The organism is Enterobacter sp. KB-280D8 (genome assembly GCF_041399405.1).
GTDB lineage: Bacteria > Pseudomonadota > Gammaproteobacteria > Enterobacterales > Enterobacteriaceae > Enterobacter > Enterobacter cloacae_N.
Map to the genome: position 1 here is coordinate 111,112 of NZ_JBGKEC010000002.1, position 22,919 is coordinate 134,030.

Sequence of the window (22,919 nt, forward strand, 5' to 3'; positions counted from 1 at the left end):
GCGGTCAGGCAACAAAACAATATGGTGAGGTGTCCGAGTGGCTGAAGGAGCACGCCTGGAAAGTGTGTATACGGCAACGTATCGGGGGTTCGAATCCCCCCCTCACCGCCATATTTAAAGAAGAGCTCGCATGAAAATGCGAGCTTTTTTTTCGCATGTAGCTCACCTGCAGGGGGGGATGAGAACCCCCGACCGGGGTTCGACAACTGGCGGCAGCTAGTTGGACAGACTGAGAGCGAAGCGAACAGGCTGCCCGAAGGGCGAGCGAAGCGAGTCAATCCCCCCCGGTGCGGACTGAGCCGCCTAAGCGACAAAAAAAAGCCCGAACTAATGCACGGGCTTTTTTTATTCTATTCCTTAGCTATTCAACTTCCCTGCCGGCTGATTTCTTTCAAGAGACGATATCTGCTCAGGCTGAACATCATCCTCATCCTTACGCCCATCAAGCCAGTAATCCGCATTTTTAATCCCCAGACGCACCGGATCAAACTGTGGATCCAGCCCCTGCGCATTCTGAATTTCATAATCCTTCAGACTAACAAACGCTTTTTTATGCAGCAGAACAATGGCAATAATGTTGAGCCATGCCATCAGCCCTACCCCAATATCCCCCAGCCCCCAGGCCAGATCCGCGGTACGAACCGTCCCATAGACCGTAGAGGCCATCAGACAGAGCTTGAGCAGAAACGTCAGCCACGGGCGGTGAATTTTACGGTTGATGTAGGCGATATTGGTTTCGGCAATATAGTAGTAGGCAATAATCGTGGTGAAGGCAAAGAAGAACAGCGCAATGGCAACAAAGTAATTACCAAAGCCCGGCATCATACTTTCCATCGCCGTCTGCACGTAGCCAGGACCTGCGGCCACGCCTGCAATTCCCGTATAAAGCGCGGCGCCGTCGACGCCCTGGACGTTATACAGCCCGGTAATCAGCAGCATAAACCCGGTCGCAGAGCAGACAAACAGCGTATCAATATAGACCGAGAATGCCTGTACCAGCCCCTGCTTCACCGGATGGCTCACCGCCGCCGCGGATGACGCATGCGGCCCGGTCCCCTGCGCCGCTTCGTTAGAATAGACGCCGCGCTTAACACCCCACATAATCGCCTGACCGAGGATGGCGCCAAAGCCTGCTTCCAGGCCGAACGCGCTTTTCCAGATCAACAGAATAACCGAAGGGAGCTGGTTAATATTAATGGCAATAATCACGCAGGCGACAATAATATAGCCCAGCGCCATAAATGGAACGACCATACTGCTAAAGCTGGCGATCCTTTTCACGCCGCCGAAAATAATAAAGCTTAACAGCACAGCAAGTAATGCCGCGGTCACGTTCGGACTCAGACCAAAGGCAATATCCAGGCTCGCACCAATTGAGTTTGCCTGCACGCCCGGAAGTAATAATCCGCAGGAGAAAATAGTTACAATGGCAAATAACCATGCGTACCACTTAACGCCTAAACCTTTTTCAATATAAAAGGCAGGACCACCGCGATATTCGCCGTTAATTTTTTCTTTATAAACCTGACCCAGGGTGGATTCGACAAATGCTGAACTGGCGCCTAAAAAAGCGACAATCCACATCCAGAAAAGCGCGCCCGGACCGCCAAAAGTAATTGCCGTGGCCACACCAGCGATATTCCCTGTCCCCACGCGGCCTGCCAGCGTCATCGTCAGCGCCTGAAACGACGACACGCCTGCATCCGTAGGACGCCCCTGAAACATCAGGGTAATCATGTGTTTCATATGGCGTAACTGCAGAAAGCGGCTACGAAGAGAGAAATAGAGGCCAACACCCAGACATAAAAATATTAACGCAGGGCTCCAGATTACACCATTAATAGCACCAACCAGTTCGTTCATGTATGACCCTCAGCGTGATGTTGCGGGGGAACGGATCCCCAGTTGTGTTTCTTCTTAGAATTTTGTTCGAACAAGTACGAAACATAGATAACTCCCCTGAAGACACAACTTAATTTTTACTCCGTAGTAATGTTCTGTGACAACATTCACGTTTGATTTTCAATTAACGATTAGCGCGATCATTATATTCATAGGTATTTTGTGGGTATTATAAACACATGTCACACTTCTACCGCTCAAATAAAAACCAGCCGAATATAAATAAATAATCGAAATGATTAATTATGAATAACAGGTGAATTCTGCAAAGAATAAAAGACGCTTCCCGGCATGACGCCGGGAAGAAATTACAGGAAAGCGGCAAAACAATAATGCTTTACCTTTAGTCGGAATAGACCTGCAGCGTGCGCTGACACAGCGCTGAACGCACGCAGTCCTCTTTGGTGAAGCGTACCACCCCAATCATCTCATCTTCCTCAAAACGTGACATGGCGTCGCTCAGCCCGGATTTTACGCCGGACGGCAGGTCACACTGGGTAATATCGCCGTTAACGATAACCGTCACGTTCTCCCCGAGGCGCGTTAAGAACATCTTCATTTGCGCAGCGGTCACGTTCTGAGCCTCGTCAAGAATAACGACCGCATTTTCAAATGTACGTCCGCGCATATAGGCGAACGGCGCGATTTCCACCTTGCCAATCTCTGGCCGCAGGCAGTACTGCATAAAGGATGCACCCAGTCGCTTCACCAGCACGTCATAAACGGGCCTGAAGTAAGGGGCAAACTTCTCCGAAATGTCTCCGGGCAGGAAGCCGAGATCTTCATCCGCCTGCAGTACCGGACGGGTAACAATAATGCGCTCCACGTCCTTATGAATCAGCGCTTCCGCCGCTTTGGCCGCACTGATCCACGTTTTCCCGCATCCGGCTTCACCGGTTGCAAAGATGAGCTGTTTACTCTCGATAGCATTCAGGTAGTGCGCCTGAGCCTCATTGCGCGCCGCAATTGGAGAATTATCACGGCTGTCTCGGGCCATGCCAATTGCTTCTACGCCACTCATCTGCACAAGCGAGGTGACCGATTCTTCTTCACGCTGTTTATGGCTACGTGAGTCCCGTCTCAGCACACGTTTTGCTTCGCGACGAGCTTTGATCACTGCTTTTTGTCTTCCCATGGATAGCACCTTGAGTTGTTGGTATTCATCACACGCGCCAGCTTCGGCACGATTATGCGCACGAACATCAGAGGGTTGGCTTCCTTGTAAGCCATTGCTTGCTTTATCAGATGACGATACAGAACGGCTACGCGCACCGGTCTGCACGTCGGTCGAATCAGATTCTTGAGGTGTGGGGGAGAATTTAGTGGTGAGGAAATCGCTGCCGGAGTCTGAGCCTCCGCGCCGGGTGCTGCGGTTGTTATGTTTACCTTGTCCAGTACAGGACGCAACCATTCGCGATCTCCATAGTGATTCAGCATCACTGCCGGGAACTACCGCTGTCTTATCTTAAGTACATCAGGAGTTATCATAAATGCAACATTTATTTTACCTGAATGCAACTTTTCAGACTGCTCCTGCAGCGGATTCAGTCTTATATAGAAATATTACAGAAATATAACAATATGTTAGTCATATGAAAAAATAATGTCCCTGCGAACTATCGCAGGGACAATTATCAGGCTTCGAGCAGCCCTTGAGCGAGATACGCACCAGCATCGCGCGCGCCGGGCAGGGCAAAGAAATAGCCGCCGCCGATGGGCTTAATGTACTCTTCCAGCGCTTCACCGTTTAACCGCTTCTGCACCGTCAGGAAACCTTTCTCCAGATCGTGCTGATAGCAGACGAACAGCAGCCCCATATCAAGCTGCCCGGAGTTGGTTACGCCCAGCGAATAGCTGTAACCACGGCGCATCATCAGGCTGGACTGCGTCTCTTTGGTGCGCGGGTTAGCAAGGCGAATATGGCTGTCGAGCGCGATAACGTCGCCATCCGGATCGCTCGCATAGTCAGGCACATCATGCTCGTGCTTCATACCCAGCGGCGCCCCGCTCTGCTTGTCGCGGCCGAAAATCGTCTGCTGCTCTTTCAGCGGCGTGCGGTCCCAGAACTCCACGTGGAACTGGATAATCCGCACCGCCTGGTAGCTGCCGCCCACTGCCCACGCCGGTTCGCCCTGATCGGCAGTGACCCACACCACCTCCTTCATAAGCGCACCATCGTGACTGTCCGGGTTGGCCGTACCGTCCTTAAAGCCCAGCAGGTTCACCGGGGTCTCTTTCCCCTTGCTGCGCGCGGCGTGATCGGAGATAAACCCTTCCCGCTTCCAGCGCACGCTCAGCAGATCCGGCGTGTGCTTGATGATATCGCGCAGGGCGTGGATCACCGTGTCCTGGGTATTGGCGCAAATCTGCAGGAGCAGGTCGCCGTGGCACAGCGCCGCGTCGAGGGAGTCATTCGGGAAGCGCGTCATTTTTTGCAGCGCTTTTGGCTTCTGCTTTGCCAGGCCATAGCGGCCATCAAACAGCGACTCCCCCACCGACACGGTGATGGTCAGGTTATCCGGCGCGATAAACGCCCCGAGGATACCGGAATCCATCGGCGGCAGGCGCGGATTTGGCGTCTCCGGTGCCGGACCGCCCGCGGTAAGAAACGCAATGCGCGCCGTCAGCAGGCGGAACAGCCGCTCCAGATCCGCCTTATCGCTGGCCAGCGAATCAAAGGCCACCAGCATCATGGAAGCCTGCTGCGGCGTCAGAATGCCCGCCTGGTGCTCACCGTAAAACGGCTGCGTCTCCATCCGGGCATCCGGCGACAGCGTGCCGGGAGCGCTTTGCGGTTTCGCCGCATGCGCAACCGGGCAGCCACCTGCCAGGGCAAGCGCGCCGCCCAGCGCCCCGACCCCTTTTAACAAACGACGTCGGGAAGGTTGCGCCACGTCGTGCTCGTCATGCTTGTTCATCGTGCTTAGTCCAGACCCAGTACGCCGCGCAGCAGGGAGAGATCTTCCGCCAGGGTCGTAATCGGGCCTTTCAGCGCATTACGGTCAGCGTCGGTCAGCTTGTCGTAGGTTTCGAACCCGTCTTTGGTGCGGTATTTCGCCAGAATGGTGTCCACTTTTTTGAAGTTGGCATCCACTTTCGCCAGCAGTTCGCCGTTCTCTTTCTGCAGCTGAGGACGCAGCAGGTCGACAATTTTCTGCGCGCCGTCGACGTTGGCCTGGAAGTCCCACAGGTCAGTATGGCTGTAGCGATCTTCTTCCCCGCTGATTTTGCTCGCGGCCACTTCTTCAATCAGCCCCGCCGCGCCGCCCACCACTTTTGACGGCGGGAAGGCCAGCTCGCTGATGCGCTTTTGCAGCTCCAGCACGTCGGCGTTCAGCTGCCCGGCATATTTCTCCATTCCTTTGGTGGAGTTATCGCCAAACAGGGCTTTTTCCAGACGGTGGAAGCCGGTGAATTTCGGATCGGCGGCCTTCTGCTCGTAGTCGTCTTCACGGGCATCAATGCTGCCGTCAAGGTCAGAGAACAGTTCGGCAATCGGCTCGATGCGCTCGTAGTGCTGGCGGGTTGGCGCATACAGGGATTTCGCTTTTTCGATATCGCCCGCTTTCACCGCGTCGGTGAAGGCTTTGGTGCCCGTAACCAGGTCCGCCGTCTCTTTGGTGACGTAGGCTTTATAGGCGGTGATGGCGTCGCCCAGGCTCAGCAGGGCCGTGCCTTTGGCGGCGTCCGCCGTCGCTGCACCTTTGACGATCAGCTTGCCTTTCGGATTGGTCAGCAGGCCGCAGGTCATGTCGTATTCACCCGGCTGCAGGTTGGCGGTCATCTTCTGGCTGAAGCCCGGGGCGATATTCTCGCGCTCTTCCACCACCATCACGCCTTTGAGGATCTCCCACTCCAGTGCCTTCTGGCTATGGTTCTGAATGATAAACTGGGTTTTCCCGCTGTTAACCGTGATGGTCATCGGATCGCACTGCTTATCGTTAACGGTGACTTTCACCTGCGGAATCTCCGCAGCCTGCGCGGTGAAGGCAGAAGCGAACAGCGCGGCAATGCCTGCGCACAATGCACTACGACGAAACTGAATTGCCATGACTCTTCCCTTAAAAAGTATGTTGTAACTAAAACGATAATTACGGCGCAACGCGCGACGTCTGCGAACCGGTACGCGGCGGCATTGCAAACAGCACCAGCGCCGGAACCAGATAGATAAAGTACATCGCCACTTCGCTGACGCTCGGCGTTTCCTGGTAGCCGAAAATGCCTTCAAGCAGGGTGCCGGTCAGTGAATGGGTGGAGAGGACGTTGCTGAGATCGAACGCCACGCCCTGGAAGTGGTTCCACAGGCCCGCCTCGTGGAAGGCGCGGATCGCCCCTGCCGCCAGCCCCGCGGCCACCAGCAGAATGAACAGGCTGGTCCATTTAAAGAAGGCGCCCAGGTTAAGGCGAATGCCGCCCCAGTAGAGCAGGAAGCCCAGCACCACCGCCGTTGCCAGACCGAGCATGGCGCCCAGCGGCGGCCAGATGCCCACGTCCTGCTGGAATGCCGCCAGCAGGAAGAAGACCGATTCCAGCCCCTCGCGCGCAACGGCGAAAAAGACCATCATAATCAGCGCCCAGCCGTGGTGATTCCCCTTCTGCAGGGCGTTATCCACCGCCTGCTCCAGCTGCACCTTCACGTTGCGGGATACTTTGCGCATCCAGAACACCATCCACGTCAGGATGAACACCGCAATCACGGCGACGATACCTTCAAACAGCTCTTGCTCTTTCTGCGGGAATTCGCCGGTGGTTTCATTGATGAGGATACCTAAACCCAGGCAGAGCGCCGCGGCAAGGAAAACGCCAACCCACATCACGCCAATCCAGCGCCCTCGCTGGGTGCGCTTCAGATAACTGGCGATAAGGCTGACAATCAGGGCCGCTTCAAGGCCTTCACGTAACATAATGAGAAATGGAACAAACATGCCGACACCTTAAATGTTTATCGCGGTCAACTGATGCAAAGAAAGGTAAATTCTTGTGATAGTGATTATCATTACGGCGAAAAGAAACACAAGCGAAATGTGTGGTGATTTGATGACGAGTTGTAAACGCAAAGCCTGTTAATAGTTACTGCCGTTACCGTTAAGTTTATAAGTTATAATAAAAATGCCCATTTACGGTTAACCAGCGCTGTGGCTAAATATCCGCCTCAAAAACCAACTGAAAATAACCCATGTTTAAGATTGTCCATTTCCTGCTGGCGCTGGTGATTATTCTTGCGCTCGCCTGGCTGGTGAGTTTCGACCGCCGAAAAATTCGCATTCGTTATGTTTTACAGCTGATAGTTATTGAAATTGCGCTGGCGTTCTTTTTCCTGCACGCCGAAAGCGGACTTTTCCTGATTAAATATGTTTCCGGCTTCTTTGAGTCACTGCTGAAATTTGCCTCGGAAGGGACGAATTTCGTCTTTGGCGGAATGGGTGAAAAAGGGCTGGCGTTTATTTTCCTCGGCGTGCTTTGCCCGATTATTTTCATTTCAGCGCTGATTGGTATTCTCCAGCACTGGCGGATCCTGCCGATTTTTATTCGAATCATCGGCACGCTGCTGTCAAAACTGAACGGCATGGGCAAGCTGGAATCCTTCAATGCGGTGAGCTCGCTGATCCTCGGCCAGTCGGAAAACTTCATTGCCTATAAAGGCGTGCTGGGGGATCTCTCCTCACGTCGCCTGTTCACCATGGCGGCCACGGCCATGTCGACGGTCTCCCTGTCGATTGTCGGCGCCTATATGACCATGCTCGACGCAAAATTTGTCGTTGCCGCGCTGATCCTGAACATGTTCAGCACCTTTATTATTCTCTCGGTTATTAACCCGGTGCGTCCGGAAGCCGAGCCGGATATCAAGCTGGAGAAGCTGCACGAATCCCAGAGCTTCTTTGAAATGCTCGGCGAGTATATTCTGGCCGGTTTTAAGGTAGCGATGATTATTCTGGCAATGCTGATTGGCTTTATCGCCCTCATCAGCGCGGTTAACGCCCTCTTCTCCAGCGTATTCGGCATGAGCTTCCAGCAGATCCTGGGCTATGTGTTTTATCCGCTGGCGTGGCTTATCGGTATTCCGCTGAGCGATGCGCTCAATGCGGGCAGCATTATGGCAACCAAGCTGGTGGCAAATGAATTTGTGGCGATGATTGAGCTGCAAAAAATTGCCCATGAAATGTCACCGCGCGGGCTGGGCATTTTGTCCGTCTTCCTGGTGTCGTTCGCAAACTTCGCCTCCATCGGCATCGTCGCGGGGGCGATTAAGGGGCTGAACGAGCAGCAGGGCAACGTGGTGTCGCGGTTTGGTCTGCGCCTGGTGTACGGTGCGACGCTGGTGAGCCTGCTGTCGGCGAGCTTTGCGGGATTAGTGCTGTAAATTGCTTTGCTACAAAACAACAACGGCGGGATTTCCCGCCGTTTTTTATTAAAACTGCACGCACACCGGCTGGTCGACGCGCATCACCGACTCCTGCGCGAAGCGTGACTTATAAATCCCGCGCAACGCTTCGATGTTCTTCTCGCTCTGGGCATCTTTCCCGTGGATCAGCATCAGCGCCTTGCTCGGCTCGCGCGCCACTTTCCCGTCATTCCCCAGCCACTGGCCGCGCGCATCAAACACCGTTAAGCCATCGCGAAAGCGCGGCGTCACGTCCTGGTCGACAAACTGCTGCCACTCGTTGCCGGTAATCTGCGCCCCTGCCGGGCGATTTAAGCCGAAATAGAGCGTGGTCTGCTGCATCTGGTTATCCGCTTTGCAGATCTCTACCGCTGCGTGTTGCGATGGCGCGTTGCAGCCAGCCAGCATCAATAATGCCGCTGCCATTACCCCTGTTTTGATGATCATGCTTCGCTATCCTCATTGTTATAAGCACAGCGATATCAACGTAAATTGCAGAATTTAGCAAGAGAGGTTTATTCCCTCTCCCCTTTGGGGAGAGGGTTAGGGTGAGGGGAAAATTACTCTGCCTGAAGCTTAGTCGGCGGCGCAGTGTGGTAATGCGCGTCTGCTTCCGCAAAGCGCTTCTGCATGGAGGCTGACGGCGCTTTACCCAGCAGGCTGAACACCACAATACCGATGCTGCCGAAGAGGAAGCCCGGAATGATTTCGTACAGGCCCAGCCATGCGAACTGTTTCCAGACGATAACGGTGACCGCACCGATAATCATCCCGGCCAGCGCGCCGTTGCGGGTCATGCGTGACCACATGACGGAGAACAGGACGACCGGACCAAACGCGGCGCCAAAGCCCGCCCACGCGTAGCTCACGAGGCCCAGCACGCGGTTTTCCGGGTTGGCCGCCAGCGCAATCGCCACCAGCGCCACCACCAGCACCATAAAGCGCCCTACCCACACCAGCTCTTTCTGGCTCGCGTTTTTACGCAGGAAGGCTTTGTAGAGGTCTTCGGTGATTGCGCTGGAGCAGACCAGCAGCTGGCAGCTCAGAGTAGACATCACCGCCGCCAGGATCGCGGAGAGCAAAATGCCGGCAATCCACGGGTTGAACAGAATTTGCGCCAGCTCGATGAACACGCGTTCGGCGTTCTGGTTCACCGCGCCCGCCTGCGCCGGGTTGTTGTTGAAGTACGCGATACCGAAGAAGCCGACCGCGCACGCCCCCGCCAGACACAGGATCATCCACGTCATGCTGATGCGACGGGCATGCACGATGGTGTGGTGAGAATCCGCCGCCATAAAGCGCGCCAGAATGTGCGGCTGACCGAAGTAGCCCAGACCCCAGCCCATCAGGGAGACGATGGCCACGAAGTTCAGTCCTTTCAGCATGTCGACGTTTTCGATGCTCTTCTGCTTGATCACTTCCAGCGATTCGCCAAAGCCGCCGACGGTGAAAATCACAATCACCGGAGTCAGGATTAGGGCGAAGATCATCAGGCTCGCCTGCACGGTATCGGTCCAGCTTACCGCCAGGAAACCGCCCACGAAGGTATAGAGGATGGTCGCCGCGGCACCGGCCCACAGGGCGGTTTCGTAGCTCATGCCGAAGGTGCTTTCGAACAGACGCGCGCCGGCCACAATGCCGGAGGCACAGTAGATTGTGAAGAACAGCAGGATGACTACCGCAGAGATAATGCGCAGGATGCGGCTGTTGTCTTCAAAACGTCCGGTGAAGTAGTCCGGCAGCGTCAGGGCGTTGTTGTTGGCCTCGGTATGCACGCGCAGACGGCCTGCCACCAGCTTCCAGTTGATCCACGCGCCGACGGTCAGGCCGATGGCGATCCAGCTTTCGGAAATACCAGAGATGAAAATCGCGCCCGGCAGCCCCATCAGCAGCCAGCCGCTCATGTCGGAGGCGCCCGCAGAGAGTGCGGTAACCATCGGGCCTAAACTGCGGCCGCCCAGGATGTAGTCGTCAAAGTTCTTCGTCGAACGCCATGCCAAAAACCCTATCAGGATCATGCCAAAAATATAAACGAGAAATGTCACCAGCATCGGTGTGCTAATAGCCATTCAAATTCTCCAAAATGTCGAGCGACAGCCGTCCGGGCTGCCTTGTTATGTCATCACCGGAACGTAGTGATGTGTGTATGTGTTTCCGTTGGGCGCGCTATCCTGCCGTATGCGCATCCCGCTGACAAACGATTTAACACTGCATTTACATCAAATTCATCCCCGGTTTGATACGAGTTTCCTATAGGTTGCACTCGCTCACGCTTTTACGGGTTGCACCTTTGAAAAGTGTTAACTCCCGCATAAAAACAGGCTTCCCGCACAAAAGCCAGCGCGTTTTTCCAGCTAACCATTCATTAACAATCCATTCATTTTCCGGGTTGCAAACCAGGTCACATTTAACACGGTTGCACAAAGTTGCAACATGGTGGATATTTCACGCTATCTACAGAACGCTATTACAGAACAACAGGAGTTTTGGCATGGGGATGACCACCATGGGGGTTAAGCTGGATGACGCGACCCGCGAACGGATTAAGACCGCAGCAACCCGCATTGACCGCACACCGCACTGGTTAATCAAGCAGGCGATTTTCAACTATCTGGAAAGGCTGGAGAGCGAAGAAGGCCTGCCGGAGCTGCCTGCACTGCTGGCGGGCGCAGCGAACGAAAGCGACGACGCCGCGACGGCGGTGGAAGAGAATCACCAGCCGTTCCTCGAATTTGCCGAGCAGATCCTGCCGCAGTCCGTCAGCCGCGCCGCCATTACCGGCGCCTACCGCCGTGCAGAAACCGATGCCGTGCCGATGCTGCTGGAGCAGGCCCGCCTGCCGGAAGCCATTGCCGCCCAGGCGCACAGCCTGGCGTATCAGTTAGCCGACAAGCTGCGCAACCAGAAAACCGCCACCGGCCGCGCCGGGATGGTTCAGGGTCTGCTGCAGGAGTTTTCCCTCTCTTCACAGGAAGGCGTGGCGCTGATGTGTCTGGCGGAAGCGCTGCTGCGTATTCCGGATAAAGCCACCCGCGACGCGCTGATCCGCGACAAGATCAGCAACGGCAACTGGCACTCCCACATTGGCCGCAGCCCGTCGCTGTTCGTCAACGCGGCGACCTGGGGCCTGCTGTTTACCGGCAAGCTGGTCTCCACCCATAACGAAGCCAACCTCTCCCGCTCCCTGAACCGCATCATCGGTAAGAGCGGCGAGCCGCTGATCCGCAAAGGCGTGGACATGGCAATGCGCCTGATGGGCGAGCAGTTCGTCACCGGGGAAACCATTGCCGAAGCGCTGGCGAACGCCCGCAAGCTGGAAGATAAAGGTTTCCGCTACTCCTACGACATGCTGGGCGAAGCGGCCCTGACCGCCGCCGACGCGCAGGCCTATATGGTCTCTTACCAGCAGGCGATCCACGCTATCGGTAAAGCGTCCAACGGTCGCGGTATTTATGAAGGTCCTGGCATCTCCATTAAGCTCTCCGCCCTGCACCCGCGCTACAGCCGCGCGCAATATGACCGCGTAATGGAAGAGCTCTACCCGCGCCTGAAGTCCCTGACCCTGCTGGCGCGCCAGTATGACATCGGCATTAACATCGACGCCGAAGAGGCCGACCGTCTGGAGATCTCTCTCGATCTGTTGGAAAAACTGTGCTTCGAGCCGGAGCTGGCAGGCTGGAACGGCATTGGCTTCGTTATCCAGGCCTACCAGAAGCGCTGCCCGTTCGTCATTGATTACCTGATTGACCTGGCCAGCCGCAGCCGCCGTCGCCTGATGATCCGTCTGGTGAAGGGCGCCTACTGGGACAGCGAAATCAAACGCGCCCAGATGGAAGGGCTGGAAGGCTATCCGGTTTATACCCGCAAGGTTTACACCGACGTCTCTTACCTCGCCTGTGCGAAAAAGCTGCTCGGCGTGCCGAACCTGATCTATCCGCAGTTCGCCACCCACAACGCCCACACCCTGGCCGCCATTTACAGCCTTGCGGGTCAAAACTACTATCCTGGACAGTACGAGTTCCAGTGCCTGCACGGCATGGGTGAACCGCTGTACGAGCAGGTGACCGGGAAAGTGGCGGACGGCAAGCTGAACCGCCCGTGCCGCATCTATGCTCCGGTGGGAACCCACGAAACCCTGCTGGCGTACCTGGTGCGTCGTCTGCTGGAAAACGGCGCGAACACCTCCTTCGTTAACCGCATCGCCGACACCACCCTGCCGCTGGACGAGCTGGTGGCCGATCCGGTGCAGGCCGTAGAGAAGATGGCGGCGCAGGAAGGCCAGATTGGCCTGCCGCATCCGAAGATTGCCCTGCCGCGCGAACTGTATGGCGCAGGCCGCGTTAACTCGGCGGGTCTGGATCTCGCCAACGAACACCGCCTGGCGTCACTCTCCTCTGCCCTGCTCAACAGCGCATTGCAGAAATGGCAGGCCAAACCGATGCTGGAGCAGCCCGTTGCAGACGGCGACATGCAGCCGGTGATCAACCCGGCAGAGCCAAAAGACATCGTCGGCTACGTGCGTGAAGCGACCGAAGCGGAGGTTGACCAGGCGCTGGACAGCGCGGTGAACAACGCACCAATCTGGTTCGCCACGCCGCCGCAGGAGCGCGCCGCGATTCTGGAACGCGCCGCGGTGCTGATGGAAGATCAGATGCAGTCGCTCATCGGCATTCTGGTGCGCGAAGCGGGTAAAACCTTCAGCAACGCCATCGCCGAAGTGCGCGAGGCCGTTGACTTCCTGCACTACTACGCCGGTCAGGTGCGCGATGATTTCGATAACGAAACCCACCGTCCGCTGGGTCCGGTCGTTTGTATCAGCCCGTGGAACTTCCCGCTGGCGATCTTCACCGGCCAGATTGCCGCCGCTCTTGCCGCAGGCAACAGCGTGCTGGCAAAACCGGCAGAGCAAACCCCGCTGATTGCCGCGCAGGGCATCAACATTCTTCTGGAAGCCGGCGTGCCGGCGGGCGTGGTCCAGTTGCTGCCGGGCCGCGGTGAAACCGTCGGCGCTAAGCTGACCTCCGATAACCGCGTGCGTGGCGTGATGTTTACCGGTTCGACCGAAGTGGCGTCTCTGCTGCAGCGCAATATTGCCACCCGTCTGGATGCGCAGGGCCGTCCTACCCCGCTCATCGCGGAAACCGGCGGCATGAACGCCATGATCGTTGACTCCTCTGCCCTCACCGAGCAGGTAGTGGTCGACGTGCTGGCCTCCGCCTTCGACAGCGCTGGTCAGCGCTGCTCCGCCCTGCGCGTGCTGTGCCTGCAGGACGACGTGGCGGACCACACGCTGAAGATGCTGCGCGGCGCGATGGCCGAATGCCGCATGGGCAACCCGGGCCGTCTCACCACCGACATTGGGCCGGTGATCGACGCGGAAGCCAAAGCCAACATTGAAAACCACATTCAGGCCATGCGCGCGAAAGGCCGTCCTGTGTTCCAGGCGGTGCGCGAGAACAGCGAAGATGCCCGCGAATGGCGGACCGGCACCTTTGTGCCACCAACGCTGATTGAGCTGGCAAGCTTCGACGAGCTGAAAAAAGAGGTCTTCGGCCCGGTGCTGCACGTGGTGCGCTACAGCCGTAACAACCTCAAGGAGCTTATCGATCAGATCAACGCCTCCGGCTATGGCCTGACGCTCGGCGTGCATACCCGTATCGACGAAACCATTGCGCAGGTCACCGGCAATGCCAAAGTCGGCAACCTGTACGTTAACCGCAACATGGTTGGCGCGGTCGTGGGCGTGCAGCCGTTCGGCGGCGAAGGCCTCTCCGGCACCGGTCCAAAAGCGGGCGGCCCGCTCTACCTGTACCGCCTGCTGGCGAACCGTCCGGAAAACGCCCTGGGCGTCACCCTGGCGCGCCAGGACGCAAGTTATCCGGTGGATACGCAGGTGAAAACCGTGCTCACGCAGCCGCTGGAGGCGATGATCGCCTGGGCGGAAAAACGTCCTGAGCTGCGTGCGGTTGCCCGGCAGTACGGGGAGCTGGCGCAGGCGGGCACCCAGCGCCTGCTACCGGGGCCAACCGGCGAGCGCAACACCTGGACGCTGATGCCGCGCGAGCGCGTGCTGTGCGTGGCCGATAACGAGCAGGACGCGCTGGTGCAGCTGGCCGCGGCGATGGCAACCGGCTGTGAGGTGCTGTGGCCGGAAGATGCGCTGCATCGCGATCTCGCCAAACAGCTGCCGAAAGCGGTCTCTGCCCGCATTCGCTTCGCGAAGGCCGATGCGCTGCTGACGCAGCCGTTTGATGCCGTAATTTACCACGGCGATTCCGACCAGCTGCGCGAGCTCTGCGAGCAGGTGGCAGCCCGCAGCGGGGCGATTGTTTCGGTGCAGGGCTTCGCCCGCGGGGAAACTAACCTGCTGCTGGAGCGCCTGTACGTGGAGCGCTCGCTCAGCGTCAACACCGCGGCGGCGGGGGGTAACGCCAGCCTGATGACAATCGGCTAACGCTGTGCTAATAAGGCTCCGGAGACGGAGCCTTATTTTATTGGGGAGTATATGAAACGATATCTTATCGCCGGTGCCGCACTGCTGCTGAGCGCCAGCGCGCTGGCCAACGAGTGCGACAAAGCAACCACCCAGCTTGAAATGAATACCTGTAGCGCGCAGCAGTACCAGGCTGCCGATAAAAAGCTCAACCAGACCTATCAGGCCGCCATTAAACGTGCAGCGGCTCCCCAGCGCGACCTGCTGAAAAAGGCGCAGCAGGCCTGGATTGCCCTGCGCGACGCGGACTGCGCGTTTATCGGTTCGGGGACGGAAGGTGGGAGCGTCCAGCCAATGATTGTTAACCAGTGCCTGGCGGAAAAAACCGTGGAGCGCGAAGCGTTTCTGGCCTCGCTGATGCAGTGTGAAGAGGGCGACCTAAGCTGCCCCCTCACCCCGGCCCTCTCCCCATAGGGGCGAGGGAGAAAAGACAGCACAGAGCAGTCCCCTCTCTCCATAGGGGCGAGGGCTAAAAGACAGCACAGAACAGTCCCCTCTCCCCTTTGGGGAGAGGGTTAGGGTGAGGGGGGGAACTAGCGCGCGCGGATCCCTTCAATAATCATCCGCTGCACGTTTTCCAGCGTACTCTGGAAAAACGCCTCGTCCTGGAGCGTTTTGCCGGTCACCGCCTCAACCTGGGCCGCAAAGTCAGCGTAATGCTGGGTGGCGGCCCAAATCATAAAGATCAGGTGCTGCGGGTCGACCGGGGCCAGCTTACCGCTGGCGACCCATCCGGCAATAATCGCCGACTTATCGTCCACCAGCTGCTTTAAATCTCCGGTGAGTTCCGCCTGCAGCAGCGGCGCGCCCTGCAGCATCTCAAGACAGAACAGCCTTGATGCCTGCGGGTAATCGCGCGACACCTCCAGCTTCAGGCGAATATACTCTTCGATCGCTACCAGCGGGGCCAGCTCTTCGCGGAAGGCCTTCAGCGGTGCCAGCCAGATATCGAGGATCTGTTGCATCACCGCCACGTACAGCGCCTCTTTCGACGGGTAATAGTAAAGCAGATTGGTTTTGGATACCCCGGACTGCTCCGCCACCTGCTCCAGGCGCGTGCCGTGAATGCCAAACTGCGAAAAGGTCTCCAGCGCCGCGCTGAGGATCGCCTGCTTCTTGGCGCTCACCGCCTGCGAACGTTTACCTGGTGTTTTCACTGCGCCTTGTGCCATTCCCGCTCTCCTTATTCTGCGTTGCCCTCAGCATAGCAAAACCCCCGTCTCGCCACGACATTCTGCACTCCCATCGCGCATGAATGCCTGTTTTCTGTGCAACGTTTTTGACCAGTTAGTCCACATTTGCCGACATCAATTCCCCAACCTCTGATTAACACATTAATAACACAGCCATTTTCAAAACTGGCACCGCCTTTGCAAAACCACCGTTACACCTGCGACGTAATGAAGAGAGGTTCGTGATGAAAATTGGCGTATTTGTACCCATCGGCAACAACGGCTGGCTTATCTCGACCACTGCACCGCAATACATGCCGACCTTTGAGCTGAATAAAGCCATCGTGCAGAAAGCGGAGCACTACCATTTCGACTTTGCGCTTTCGATGATCAAGCTGCGCGGCTTTGGCGGTAAAACCGAATTCTGGGATCACAACCTGGAGTCCTTTACCCTGATGGCCGGGCTGGCCGCGGTCACCTCGCGGATCCAGATTTACGCCACCGCCGCCACCCTCACTCTCCCCCCGGCGATCGTGGCGCGCATGGCGTCCACCATCGACTCCATCTCCGGCGGGCGCTTTGGCGTTAACCTGGTCACCGGCTGGCAAAAGCCGGAGTACGAGCAGATGGGGCTCTGGCCGGGCGACGATTACTTCTCCCGGCGCTACGACTACCTGACCGAATACGTGCAGGTCCTGCGCGATCTGTGGGGCACCGGCAAAAGCGATTTCAAGGGGGACTTCTTCACCATGAACGACTGCCGCGTCAGCCCGCAGCCGTCGGTGCCGATGAAGGTAATTTGCGCCGGGCAGAGCGACGCGGGGATGGAATTTTCCGCCAAATACGCCGACTTCAATTTTTGCTTCGGTAAAGGGGTCAACACCCCTGCTGCCTTCGCCCCGACCGCCGCGCGGATGAAAGAGGCCGCCGACAGGACCGGACGCGACGTGGGCTCCTACGTGCTGTTTATGGTCATTGCCGACGAAACCGACGAGGCCGCGCGCGCCAAATGGCAGCGCTATAAGGATGGTGCCGACGAGGAGGCCCTGAGCTGGCTTACCGAGCAGAGCCAGAAGGATACCCGCTCCGGCGCGGATACCAACGTGCGCCAGATGGCCGACCCGACCTCTGCCGTCAATATCAACATGGGCACCCTGGTTGGCTCGTATGCCAGCGTCGCCAGAATGCTTGACGAAGTGGCGGCCGTGCCCGGTGCCGAGGGCGTCCTGCTTACCTTCGATGATTTTCTCACCGGCGTGGAGACCTTCGGCGAGCGCGTCCAGCCGCTGATGCAGTGCCGCGCCCACATCCCTGCCGTCACGAAGGAGGTGGCGTAATGACGACCCTTAACGCACGCCCGGAAGCCATCACCTTTGCGCCTGAGCAGAGCGCGCTGATCGTGGTGGATATGCAAAACGCCTACGCCAGTAAAGGCGGCTATCTGGACCTGGCGGGGTTCGACGTCTCCGCCACAAGGCCTGTGATCGAGAACATCAAAACCGCCGTCGCCGCCGCGCGCGAAGCGGGGATGCTCATCATCTGGTTTCAGAACGGCTGGGATGACCAGTACGTCGAGGCCGGCGGCCCCGGCTCGCCCAACTTCCACAAGTCGAACGCCCTGAAAACCATGCGCAGGCGGCCCGAACTGCAGGGCAAGCTGTTGGCAAAAGGCGGCTGGGACTATCAGCTGGTGGACGAACTGGTACCGCAGGCGGGTGATATCGTCCTGCCGAAACCGCGCTATAGCGGCTTTTTTAACACCCCGCTCGACAGCCTGCTGCGCAGCCGGGGCATTCGCCATCTGGTCTTCACCGGGATCGCCACCAACGTCTGCGTGGAGTCGACCCTGCGCGACGGCTTTTTCCTCGAATATTTTGGCGTGGTGCTGGAAGACGCGACCCATCAGGCCGGGCCGGAATTCGCCCAGAAAGCGGCCCTGTTCAATATCGAAACCTTTTTTGGCTGGGTCAGTAACGTCAGCGATTTTTGCGACGCCCTGAATCCCCCGCTCGCCCGTATCGCCTGAGGAGACACCTGATGCCAAAATCCGTGATTATTCCGCCGGGAACCAGCACCCCGATTGCCCCGTTTGTTCCCGGCACCCTCGCCGACGGCGTGGTGTATGTCTCCGGCACGCTGCCGTTTGATAAAGACAACAACGTGGTGTTTATCAACGACCCAAAGGCGCAAACCCGCCACGTGCTGGAGACGATCAAAACCGTGATCGAAACGGCGGGTGGCACCATGGAGGACGTGACCTTCAACAGCATCTTTATCACCGACTGGAAAAACTACGCCGCGATTAACGAGATTTACGCCGAGTTCTTCCCCGGCGATAAACCGGCCCGGTTCTGCATTCAGTGCGGGCTGGTGAAGCCGGACGCGCTGGTTGAAATCGCCACCGTTGCGCACATCACGAAGTGAGGCAGCCATGAAACTCTCCGTCTCGCCGCCCCCGTATGAGGGCGCGCCAGTAGTGGTCTTTATTTCCGGTCTCGGCGGCAGCGGCAGCTACTGGCTGCCCCAACTGGCCGTGCTGGAGCCGGAGTATCAGGTGGTGTGCTATGACCAGCGGGGAACGGGCAATAACCCCGACACCCTGCCGGAAGGGTACAGCCTTGCGCAGATGGCGGACGAGCTGGCTCAGGCGCTGGCTGATGCCGGGATTGCCCGCTACAGCGTCGTGGGTCACGCGCTGGGGGCGCTGGTCGGCCTGCAGCTGGCCATCGACAGGCCCGAAGCACTCACCGCGCTGGTGTGCGTCAACGGCTGGCTGATCCTCAATGCCCACACCCGACGCTGCTTTCAGATCCGCGAGCGCCTGCTGCATTATGGCGGCGCCCAGGCGTGGGTCGAGGCGCAGCCGCTGTTTCTCTATCCGGCAGACTGGATGGCGGCCCGCGCGCCACGCCTGGAGGCAGAAGAAGCGCTGGCTCTGGCCCATTTCCAGGGCAAAACCAACCTGCTGCACAGGCTCAGCGCCCTGAAAAAGGCCGACTTCAGCCGACATGCCGCGCGCATTCGCTGCCCGGTACAGATCATCTGTTCCGCCGACGACATGCTGGTGCCCTCTGTCTGCTCGTCCGAGCTGCAGGCGGCGATCCCGCACAGCCACAGCGCGGTAATGCGCCAGGGCGGGCATGCCTGCAACGTTACCGAGCCGGACACCTTTAACACCCTGCTGCTGAACGGGCTTGCCAGCCTGCTGCACAGCCCTGAACCCGCTTTATAAGGAGCCTTGATGAGCGAAGCCATTACGCCCGCTGCGCTGGAAACGTTGTTTACCAGCGCCCGCACCCACAACGGCTGGCTGGATATTCCGGTCAGCGACGAGACGCTGCGCGAGATCTACCACCTGATGAAATGGGGGCCAACCTCCGCCAACTGCTCCCCGGCACGGATTGTGTTTGTGCGAAGCGCAGAGGGAAAAGAGAAGCTGCGCCCGGCGCTCTCCAGCGGCAACCTGGAGAAAACACTCACCGCCCCGGTTACGGCAATTGTCGCCTGGGACGGTGAATTCTACGAGCGCCTGCCTGAACTGTTCCCGCACGGCGATGCCAGAAGCTGGTTTACCGCAAGCCACGCGCTGGCGGAAGAGACCGCCTTTCGCAACAGCTCAATGCAGGCCGCCTACCTGATTTTCGCCTGTCGCGCCCTGGGGCTGGACACCGGCCCGATGTCGGGCTTTGACCGACAAAAGGTTGACGAGGCCTTTTTCACCGGCACAACGCTTAAAAGCAATCTGCTGATCAACATTGGCTACGGCGATACCCGCAAACTCTACGGGCGCCTGCCGCGCCTGGCCTTCGACGATGCCTGCGGACTGGCGTAAGGAGCGATCGTGATGACACCGGATAAACAAACCTTTCGCGACGCCATGGCCTGCGTTGGCGCGGCGGTCAACATCATCACCACCGACGGCGCGGCGGGGATGGCAGGCTTCACCGCCAGCGCGGTGTGCAGCGTCACGGATTCACCGCCCACCCTGCTGGTGTGCCTGAACCGCGGCGCGTCCGTCTGGCCAACGTTTAGCGAAAACCGCACCCTGTGCGTGAATACCCTGAGCGCCGGGCAGGAGCCGCTGTCCAATCTGTTTGGCGGGAAAACGCCGATGGAGGAACGCTTTGCCGCTGCCCGCTGGCAGACGGGCGACACGGGCTGCCCGCGCCTGGAGGATGCGCTGGCCTCGTTTGACTGCCGCATCAGCCAGGTGGTGAGCGTCGGCACCCACGACATTCTGTTTTGCGACATTGTTTCGATTGTTCGCCACCCCGCGCCGCAAGGGCTGGTGTGGTTTGACCGCGGCTACCACGCGCTTATGCGACCCGCCTGTTAACCCGCTCTAAGGAGACAGACCATGTTCGGATTTCCCCACTGGCAGTTGAAATCGACCTCCACAGAAGCAGGCGTGGTCGCGCCGGATGAACGCCTCCCGCTCGGGCAGACGATGGTGATGGGCGTTCAGCACGCGGTCGCCATGTTTGGCGCCACGGTACTGATGCCAATGCTGATGGGGCTGGACCCCAACCTCTCTATTCTGATGTCGGGTATCGGCACGCTGCTGTTCTTTTTCGTCACCGGCGGGCGCGTGCCCAGCTATCTCGGATCAAGCGCCGCCTTTGTCGGGGTGGTTATCGCCACTACCGGGTTTAACGGCCAGGGGATCAATCCCAACCTGAGCGTGGCCCTCGGCGGCATCATCGCCTGCGGTCTGGTGTACACCCTGATTGGTCTGGTGGTGATGAAGATCGGCACGCGCTGGATCGAACGGATGATGCCCCCCGTCGTGACGGGCGCCGTGGTGATGGCGATTGGCCTGAACCTTGCGCCTATTGCGGTAAAAAGCGTCTCCGCCTCGCCGTTTGAAAGCTGGATGGCGGTGATCACGGTGCTGTGCATTGGCCTGGTGGCGGTATTTACGCGGGGGATGATCCAGCGGCTGCTGATTCTGGTCGGGCTGATTGTTGCCTGTCTGGTTTATGCGCTGCTGGCCAACGTTTTTGGCCTCGGCAAGCCGGTTGATTTTACCCTGCTTCACCAGGCCGCCTGGTTCGGCCTGCCGAAGGTGACCTCACCCACCTTTAACACCCAGGCGATGATGCTTATCGCCCCGGTGGCGGTGATCCTGGTGGCGGAAAACCTGGGGCACCTGAAAGCTGTGGCGGGGATGACCGGGCGCAGCATGGACCCGTACATGGGCCGCGCGTTCGTCGGCGACGGGCTGGCGACTATGCTCTCCGGTTCCGTGGGCGGCAGCGGCGTCACCACCTACGCGGAAAACATCGGCGTGATGGCGGTGACCAAAGTTTACTCCACGCTGGTCTTCGTGGCGGCGGCGGTGATGGCGATGCTGCTCGGATTCTCACCGAAGTTCGGCGCGCTGATCCACACCATTCCGTCACCGGTCATCGGCGGCGCGTCGATTGTGGTGTTCGGGCTGATCGCCGTAGCCGGCGCGCGTATCTGGGTGCAGCATCGGGTCGACCTCAGCCAGAACAGCAACCTGATCATGGTGGCCGTCACGCTGGTGCTGGGCGCGGGCGATTTTGCCCTGACGCTGGGCGGGTTTACGATTGGCGGAATTGGAACGGCGACCTTCGGCGCGATCCTGCTTAACGCCCTGCTGAGCCGCCGGATGGCCGCTGCGCCGCAGGGCGAGGTGGTACATCAGGATTCGTGATTTAACGTCGCGCTGTCATCTTCTGGCAGCGCGTTTTTCTTCCGCTTGAGCTTCAGCTCGCTCACCAGCACCCCGGCGACAATAAATGCCGCGCCCACCAGCGCGAGCAGCGGTAAACGCTCACCTGCAATACGTCCGAAAATCCCCGCCCAGACCGGTTCTCCGGTATAAATCACCGTCGCGCGGGTTGGCGATACGCTGCGCTGCGCCCAGTTCATGGTGACCTGAATAATGGCGCTGAAGATACCCAACCCCAGTGCGACCACCACCAGCCCGGTGGAGATCGGCGGTACGGACTCCCCTGCCGGCACCATCGTCGCAAACGCCACCAGCGACGCGGTGGCGAGCTGCACCACCGTCACCCGTTTGACGTCGACCTTACCCGCCCAGGCGCTAATCAGAATAATTTCCGCCGCAATGGCAATCGCCCCAATCAGGGTGATGATTTCGCCCGGCCCCAGCGCCAGCAGGTTATTTTCCGGCCCGGCCAGCAGGATCAGGCCGATAAACGCCAGCACGATGCCAATACAGGACATCAGGCCCGGAATTCTGCCGAGACAGAGCCACTGCAAAAGCGGCACCAGCGGCACATACATCGCTGTGATAAACGCGGATTTGCTGCTGGAGATGGTCTGCAACCCCCACGTCTGCAGGCTGTAGCCCATCGCTATTGCCACCCCAATCGCCACGCCCGCCTTGAGCTCTTTCAGCGTCAGGCCCCGCAGCGTTTTAAGGGATATCAGCCCCACGGCTATCGCCGCCGTCGCGAAGCGCAGGCCAACGAAAAAGAAGGGATCGCTGAGGGTCACCGCGTACTGGACAGCCAGAAAGGTCCCGCCCCAGAACATGGTGATGAGAATGAGGATAGCTTCCTGCGGTTTTACGGAAAATTTAAAGCGTGAGACGGACATGCGGCACCAGCAAGTGAGATCAATTCTCTAGTGTGCGTCGCCTTTGGTTACAGTTCAATGTTGCAGAAATAAAAAAACCGCCGGGGGAAACCCGGCGGCAGGGAGTCAACCCGGCGTGTTACTTACTGCTGCCGTGGCTGTTTTTCCCCCCTTTTTTACCAGCCTCTGATGCGCGCTGAGGGTCATTTTTGAAGTTCCCCCCGCTGTGCTGGCCACCTTTACGACCTGCTTCTGATGCTCTTTCACGGTCTTCAGCGAAATTACCTGAACCACCACGATGGTTTGCCATCTCTAACCTCCAGAGTGTGAAACATTAGACATCATATTGCATTCAGTAAAAGAGGATTCTTTCACCTCGCGGCTCAAGGACAGCGCCTTT

20 protein-coding genes and 1 tRNA gene are annotated in these 22,919 nt (G+C 58.3%); 11 read left to right on the forward strand and 10 right to left on the reverse strand.

The genetic code is table 11. The annotated features are described in order from the left end of the window. Positions 1–23 precede the first annotated feature (23 nt). Positions 24–111, forward strand: a tRNA-Ser gene (locus AB8818_RS06040). A 246-nt stretch (positions 112–357) separates the two neighbouring features. On the opposite strand, the gene AB8818_RS06045 is transcribed toward AB8818_RS06040, so the two are convergent. The 5 genes from AB8818_RS06045 to efeU form a co-directional block, all read right to left on the reverse strand. Continuing rightward, on the reverse strand, positions 358–1,863 hold the full coding sequence (locus AB8818_RS06045) for a sodium:alanine symporter family protein (RefSeq protein ID WP_116340740.1): 1,506 nt from the start codon (positions 1,861–1,863) through the stop codon (positions 358–360). A 382-nt stretch (positions 1,864–2,245) separates the two neighbouring features. Continuing rightward, the gene (phoH, locus tag AB8818_RS06050; RefSeq protein ID WP_192983073.1) at positions 2,246–3,037 is read right to left on the reverse strand and encodes a phosphate starvation-inducible protein PhoH; all 792 of its coding nucleotides are present in this window, start codon (positions 3,035–3,037) and stop codon (positions 2,246–2,248) included. 499 nt (positions 3,038–3,536) lie between these two features. Continuing rightward, positions 3,537–4,820, reverse strand: coding sequence for an iron uptake transporter deferrochelatase/peroxidase subunit (gene efeB, locus AB8818_RS06055; RefSeq protein WP_192983070.1), 1,284 nt, complete (start codon positions 4,818–4,820; stop codon positions 3,537–3,539). 5 nt (positions 4,821–4,825) lie between these two features. Beyond that, positions 4,826–5,953: an iron uptake system protein EfeO gene (gene efeO, locus AB8818_RS06060; RefSeq protein WP_116340747.1), complete on the reverse strand. Its 1,128-nt coding sequence runs from the start codon at positions 5,951–5,953 to the stop codon at positions 4,826–4,828. Between the two features lie 40 nt (positions 5,954–5,993). Then, positions 5,994–6,827, reverse strand: a complete 834-nt coding sequence (efeU, locus tag AB8818_RS06065; RefSeq protein ID WP_192983067.1) for an iron uptake transporter permease EfeU — start codon at positions 6,825–6,827, stop codon at positions 5,994–5,996. A gap of 251 nt (positions 6,828–7,078) precedes the next feature. On the opposite strand from efeU, the gene AB8818_RS06070 reads away from it, so the two are divergent. Beyond that, positions 7,079–8,263: a NupC/NupG family nucleoside CNT transporter gene (locus tag AB8818_RS06070; protein ID WP_047368266.1), complete on the forward strand. Its 1,185-nt coding sequence runs from the start codon at positions 7,079–7,081 to the stop codon at positions 8,261–8,263. 48 nt (positions 8,264–8,311) lie between these two features. Here AB8818_RS06070 and AB8818_RS06075 read toward each other — a convergent pair whose 3' ends face one another. Both AB8818_RS06075 and putP read right to left on the reverse strand, forming a co-directional pair. Continuing rightward, positions 8,312–8,731: a DUF3574 domain-containing protein gene (locus AB8818_RS06075; RefSeq protein ID WP_192983061.1), complete on the reverse strand. Its 420-nt coding sequence runs from the start codon at positions 8,729–8,731 to the stop codon at positions 8,312–8,314. A gap of 113 nt (positions 8,732–8,844) precedes the next feature. After that, a complete protein-coding gene (gene putP, locus AB8818_RS06080; protein ID WP_192983058.1) occupies positions 8,845–10,353 on the reverse strand; it encodes a sodium/proline symporter PutP in 1,509 nt (502 codons plus the stop codon). 422 nt (positions 10,354–10,775) lie between these two features. On the opposite strand from putP, the gene putA reads away from it, so the two are divergent. Both putA and AB8818_RS06090 read left to right on the forward strand, forming a co-directional pair. Continuing rightward, positions 10,776–14,738: a trifunctional transcriptional regulator/proline dehydrogenase/L-glutamate gamma-semialdehyde dehydrogenase gene (gene putA / locus AB8818_RS06085; protein WP_192983055.1), complete on the forward strand. Its 3,963-nt coding sequence runs from the start codon at positions 10,776–10,778 to the stop codon at positions 14,736–14,738. Positions 14,739–14,789: 51 nt separating this feature from the next. Then, positions 14,790–15,191 (forward strand): lysozyme inhibitor LprI family protein, encoded by a 402-nt coding sequence (locus AB8818_RS06090; protein WP_163328702.1) that lies wholly within the window; start codon positions 14,790–14,792, stop codon positions 15,189–15,191. A gap of 119 nt (positions 15,192–15,310) precedes the next feature. On the opposite strand, the gene rutR is transcribed toward AB8818_RS06090, so the two are convergent. Next, on the reverse strand, positions 15,311–15,949 hold the full coding sequence (rutR, locus tag AB8818_RS06095; RefSeq protein WP_116340759.1) for an HTH-type transcriptional regulator RutR: 639 nt from the start codon (positions 15,947–15,949) through the stop codon (positions 15,311–15,313). A gap of 245 nt (positions 15,950–16,194) precedes the next feature. On the opposite strand from rutR, the gene rutA reads away from it, so the two are divergent. Genes rutA through rutG form a run of 7 tightly spaced genes read left to right on the forward strand, consistent with a single transcriptional unit; the run spans position 16,195 to position 21,629 of the window. After that, on the forward strand, positions 16,195–17,286 hold the full coding sequence (rutA, locus tag AB8818_RS06100; protein WP_116340761.1) for a pyrimidine utilization protein A: 1,092 nt from the start codon (positions 16,195–16,197) through the stop codon (positions 17,284–17,286). Then, positions 17,286–17,975: a pyrimidine utilization protein B gene (gene rutB, locus AB8818_RS06105; protein WP_192983052.1), complete on the forward strand. Its 690-nt coding sequence runs from the start codon at positions 17,286–17,288 to the stop codon at positions 17,973–17,975. Before rutA ends, rutB begins: the two co-directional genes overlap by 1 nt. A gap of 11 nt (positions 17,976–17,986) precedes the next feature. After that, a complete protein-coding gene (gene rutC / locus AB8818_RS06110; protein ID WP_100170497.1) occupies positions 17,987–18,373 on the forward strand; it encodes a pyrimidine utilization protein C in 387 nt (128 codons plus the stop codon). A 7-nt stretch (positions 18,374–18,380) separates the two neighbouring features. Beyond that, positions 18,381–19,181, forward strand: coding sequence for a pyrimidine utilization protein D (rutD, locus tag AB8818_RS06115; protein ID WP_163328698.1), 801 nt, complete (start codon positions 18,381–18,383; stop codon positions 19,179–19,181). 9 nt (positions 19,182–19,190) lie between these two features. Beyond that, positions 19,191–19,781 (forward strand): malonic semialdehyde reductase, encoded by a 591-nt coding sequence (locus AB8818_RS06120; protein ID WP_163328696.1) that lies wholly within the window; start codon positions 19,191–19,193, stop codon positions 19,779–19,781. 12 nt (positions 19,782–19,793) lie between these two features. Continuing rightward, positions 19,794–20,285, forward strand: coding sequence for an NADH-dependent FMN reductase RutF (rutF, locus tag AB8818_RS06125; RefSeq protein WP_226857587.1), 492 nt, complete (start codon positions 19,794–19,796; stop codon positions 20,283–20,285). 21 nt (positions 20,286–20,306) lie between these two features. Next, positions 20,307–21,629, forward strand: a complete 1,323-nt coding sequence (gene rutG / locus AB8818_RS06130; RefSeq protein ID WP_192983046.1) for a pyrimidine utilization transport protein G — start codon at positions 20,307–20,309, stop codon at positions 21,627–21,629. Here the strand turns inward: rutG and AB8818_RS06135 are convergent. Both AB8818_RS06135 and AB8818_RS06140 read right to left on the reverse strand, forming a co-directional pair. Then, complete coding sequence (locus AB8818_RS06135; protein ID WP_116340772.1) at positions 21,617–22,540, reverse strand: DMT family transporter; 924 nt, start codon at positions 22,538–22,540, stop codon at positions 21,617–21,619. The two genes, rutG and AB8818_RS06135, sit on opposite strands and share 13 nt — an antisense overlap. 118 nt (positions 22,541–22,658) lie before the next feature. After that, entirely contained in the window at positions 22,659–22,829 is a 171-nt protein-coding gene (locus AB8818_RS06140; protein WP_023311077.1) for a general stress protein, read from the reverse strand. Positions 22,830–22,919 lie beyond the last annotated feature (90 nt).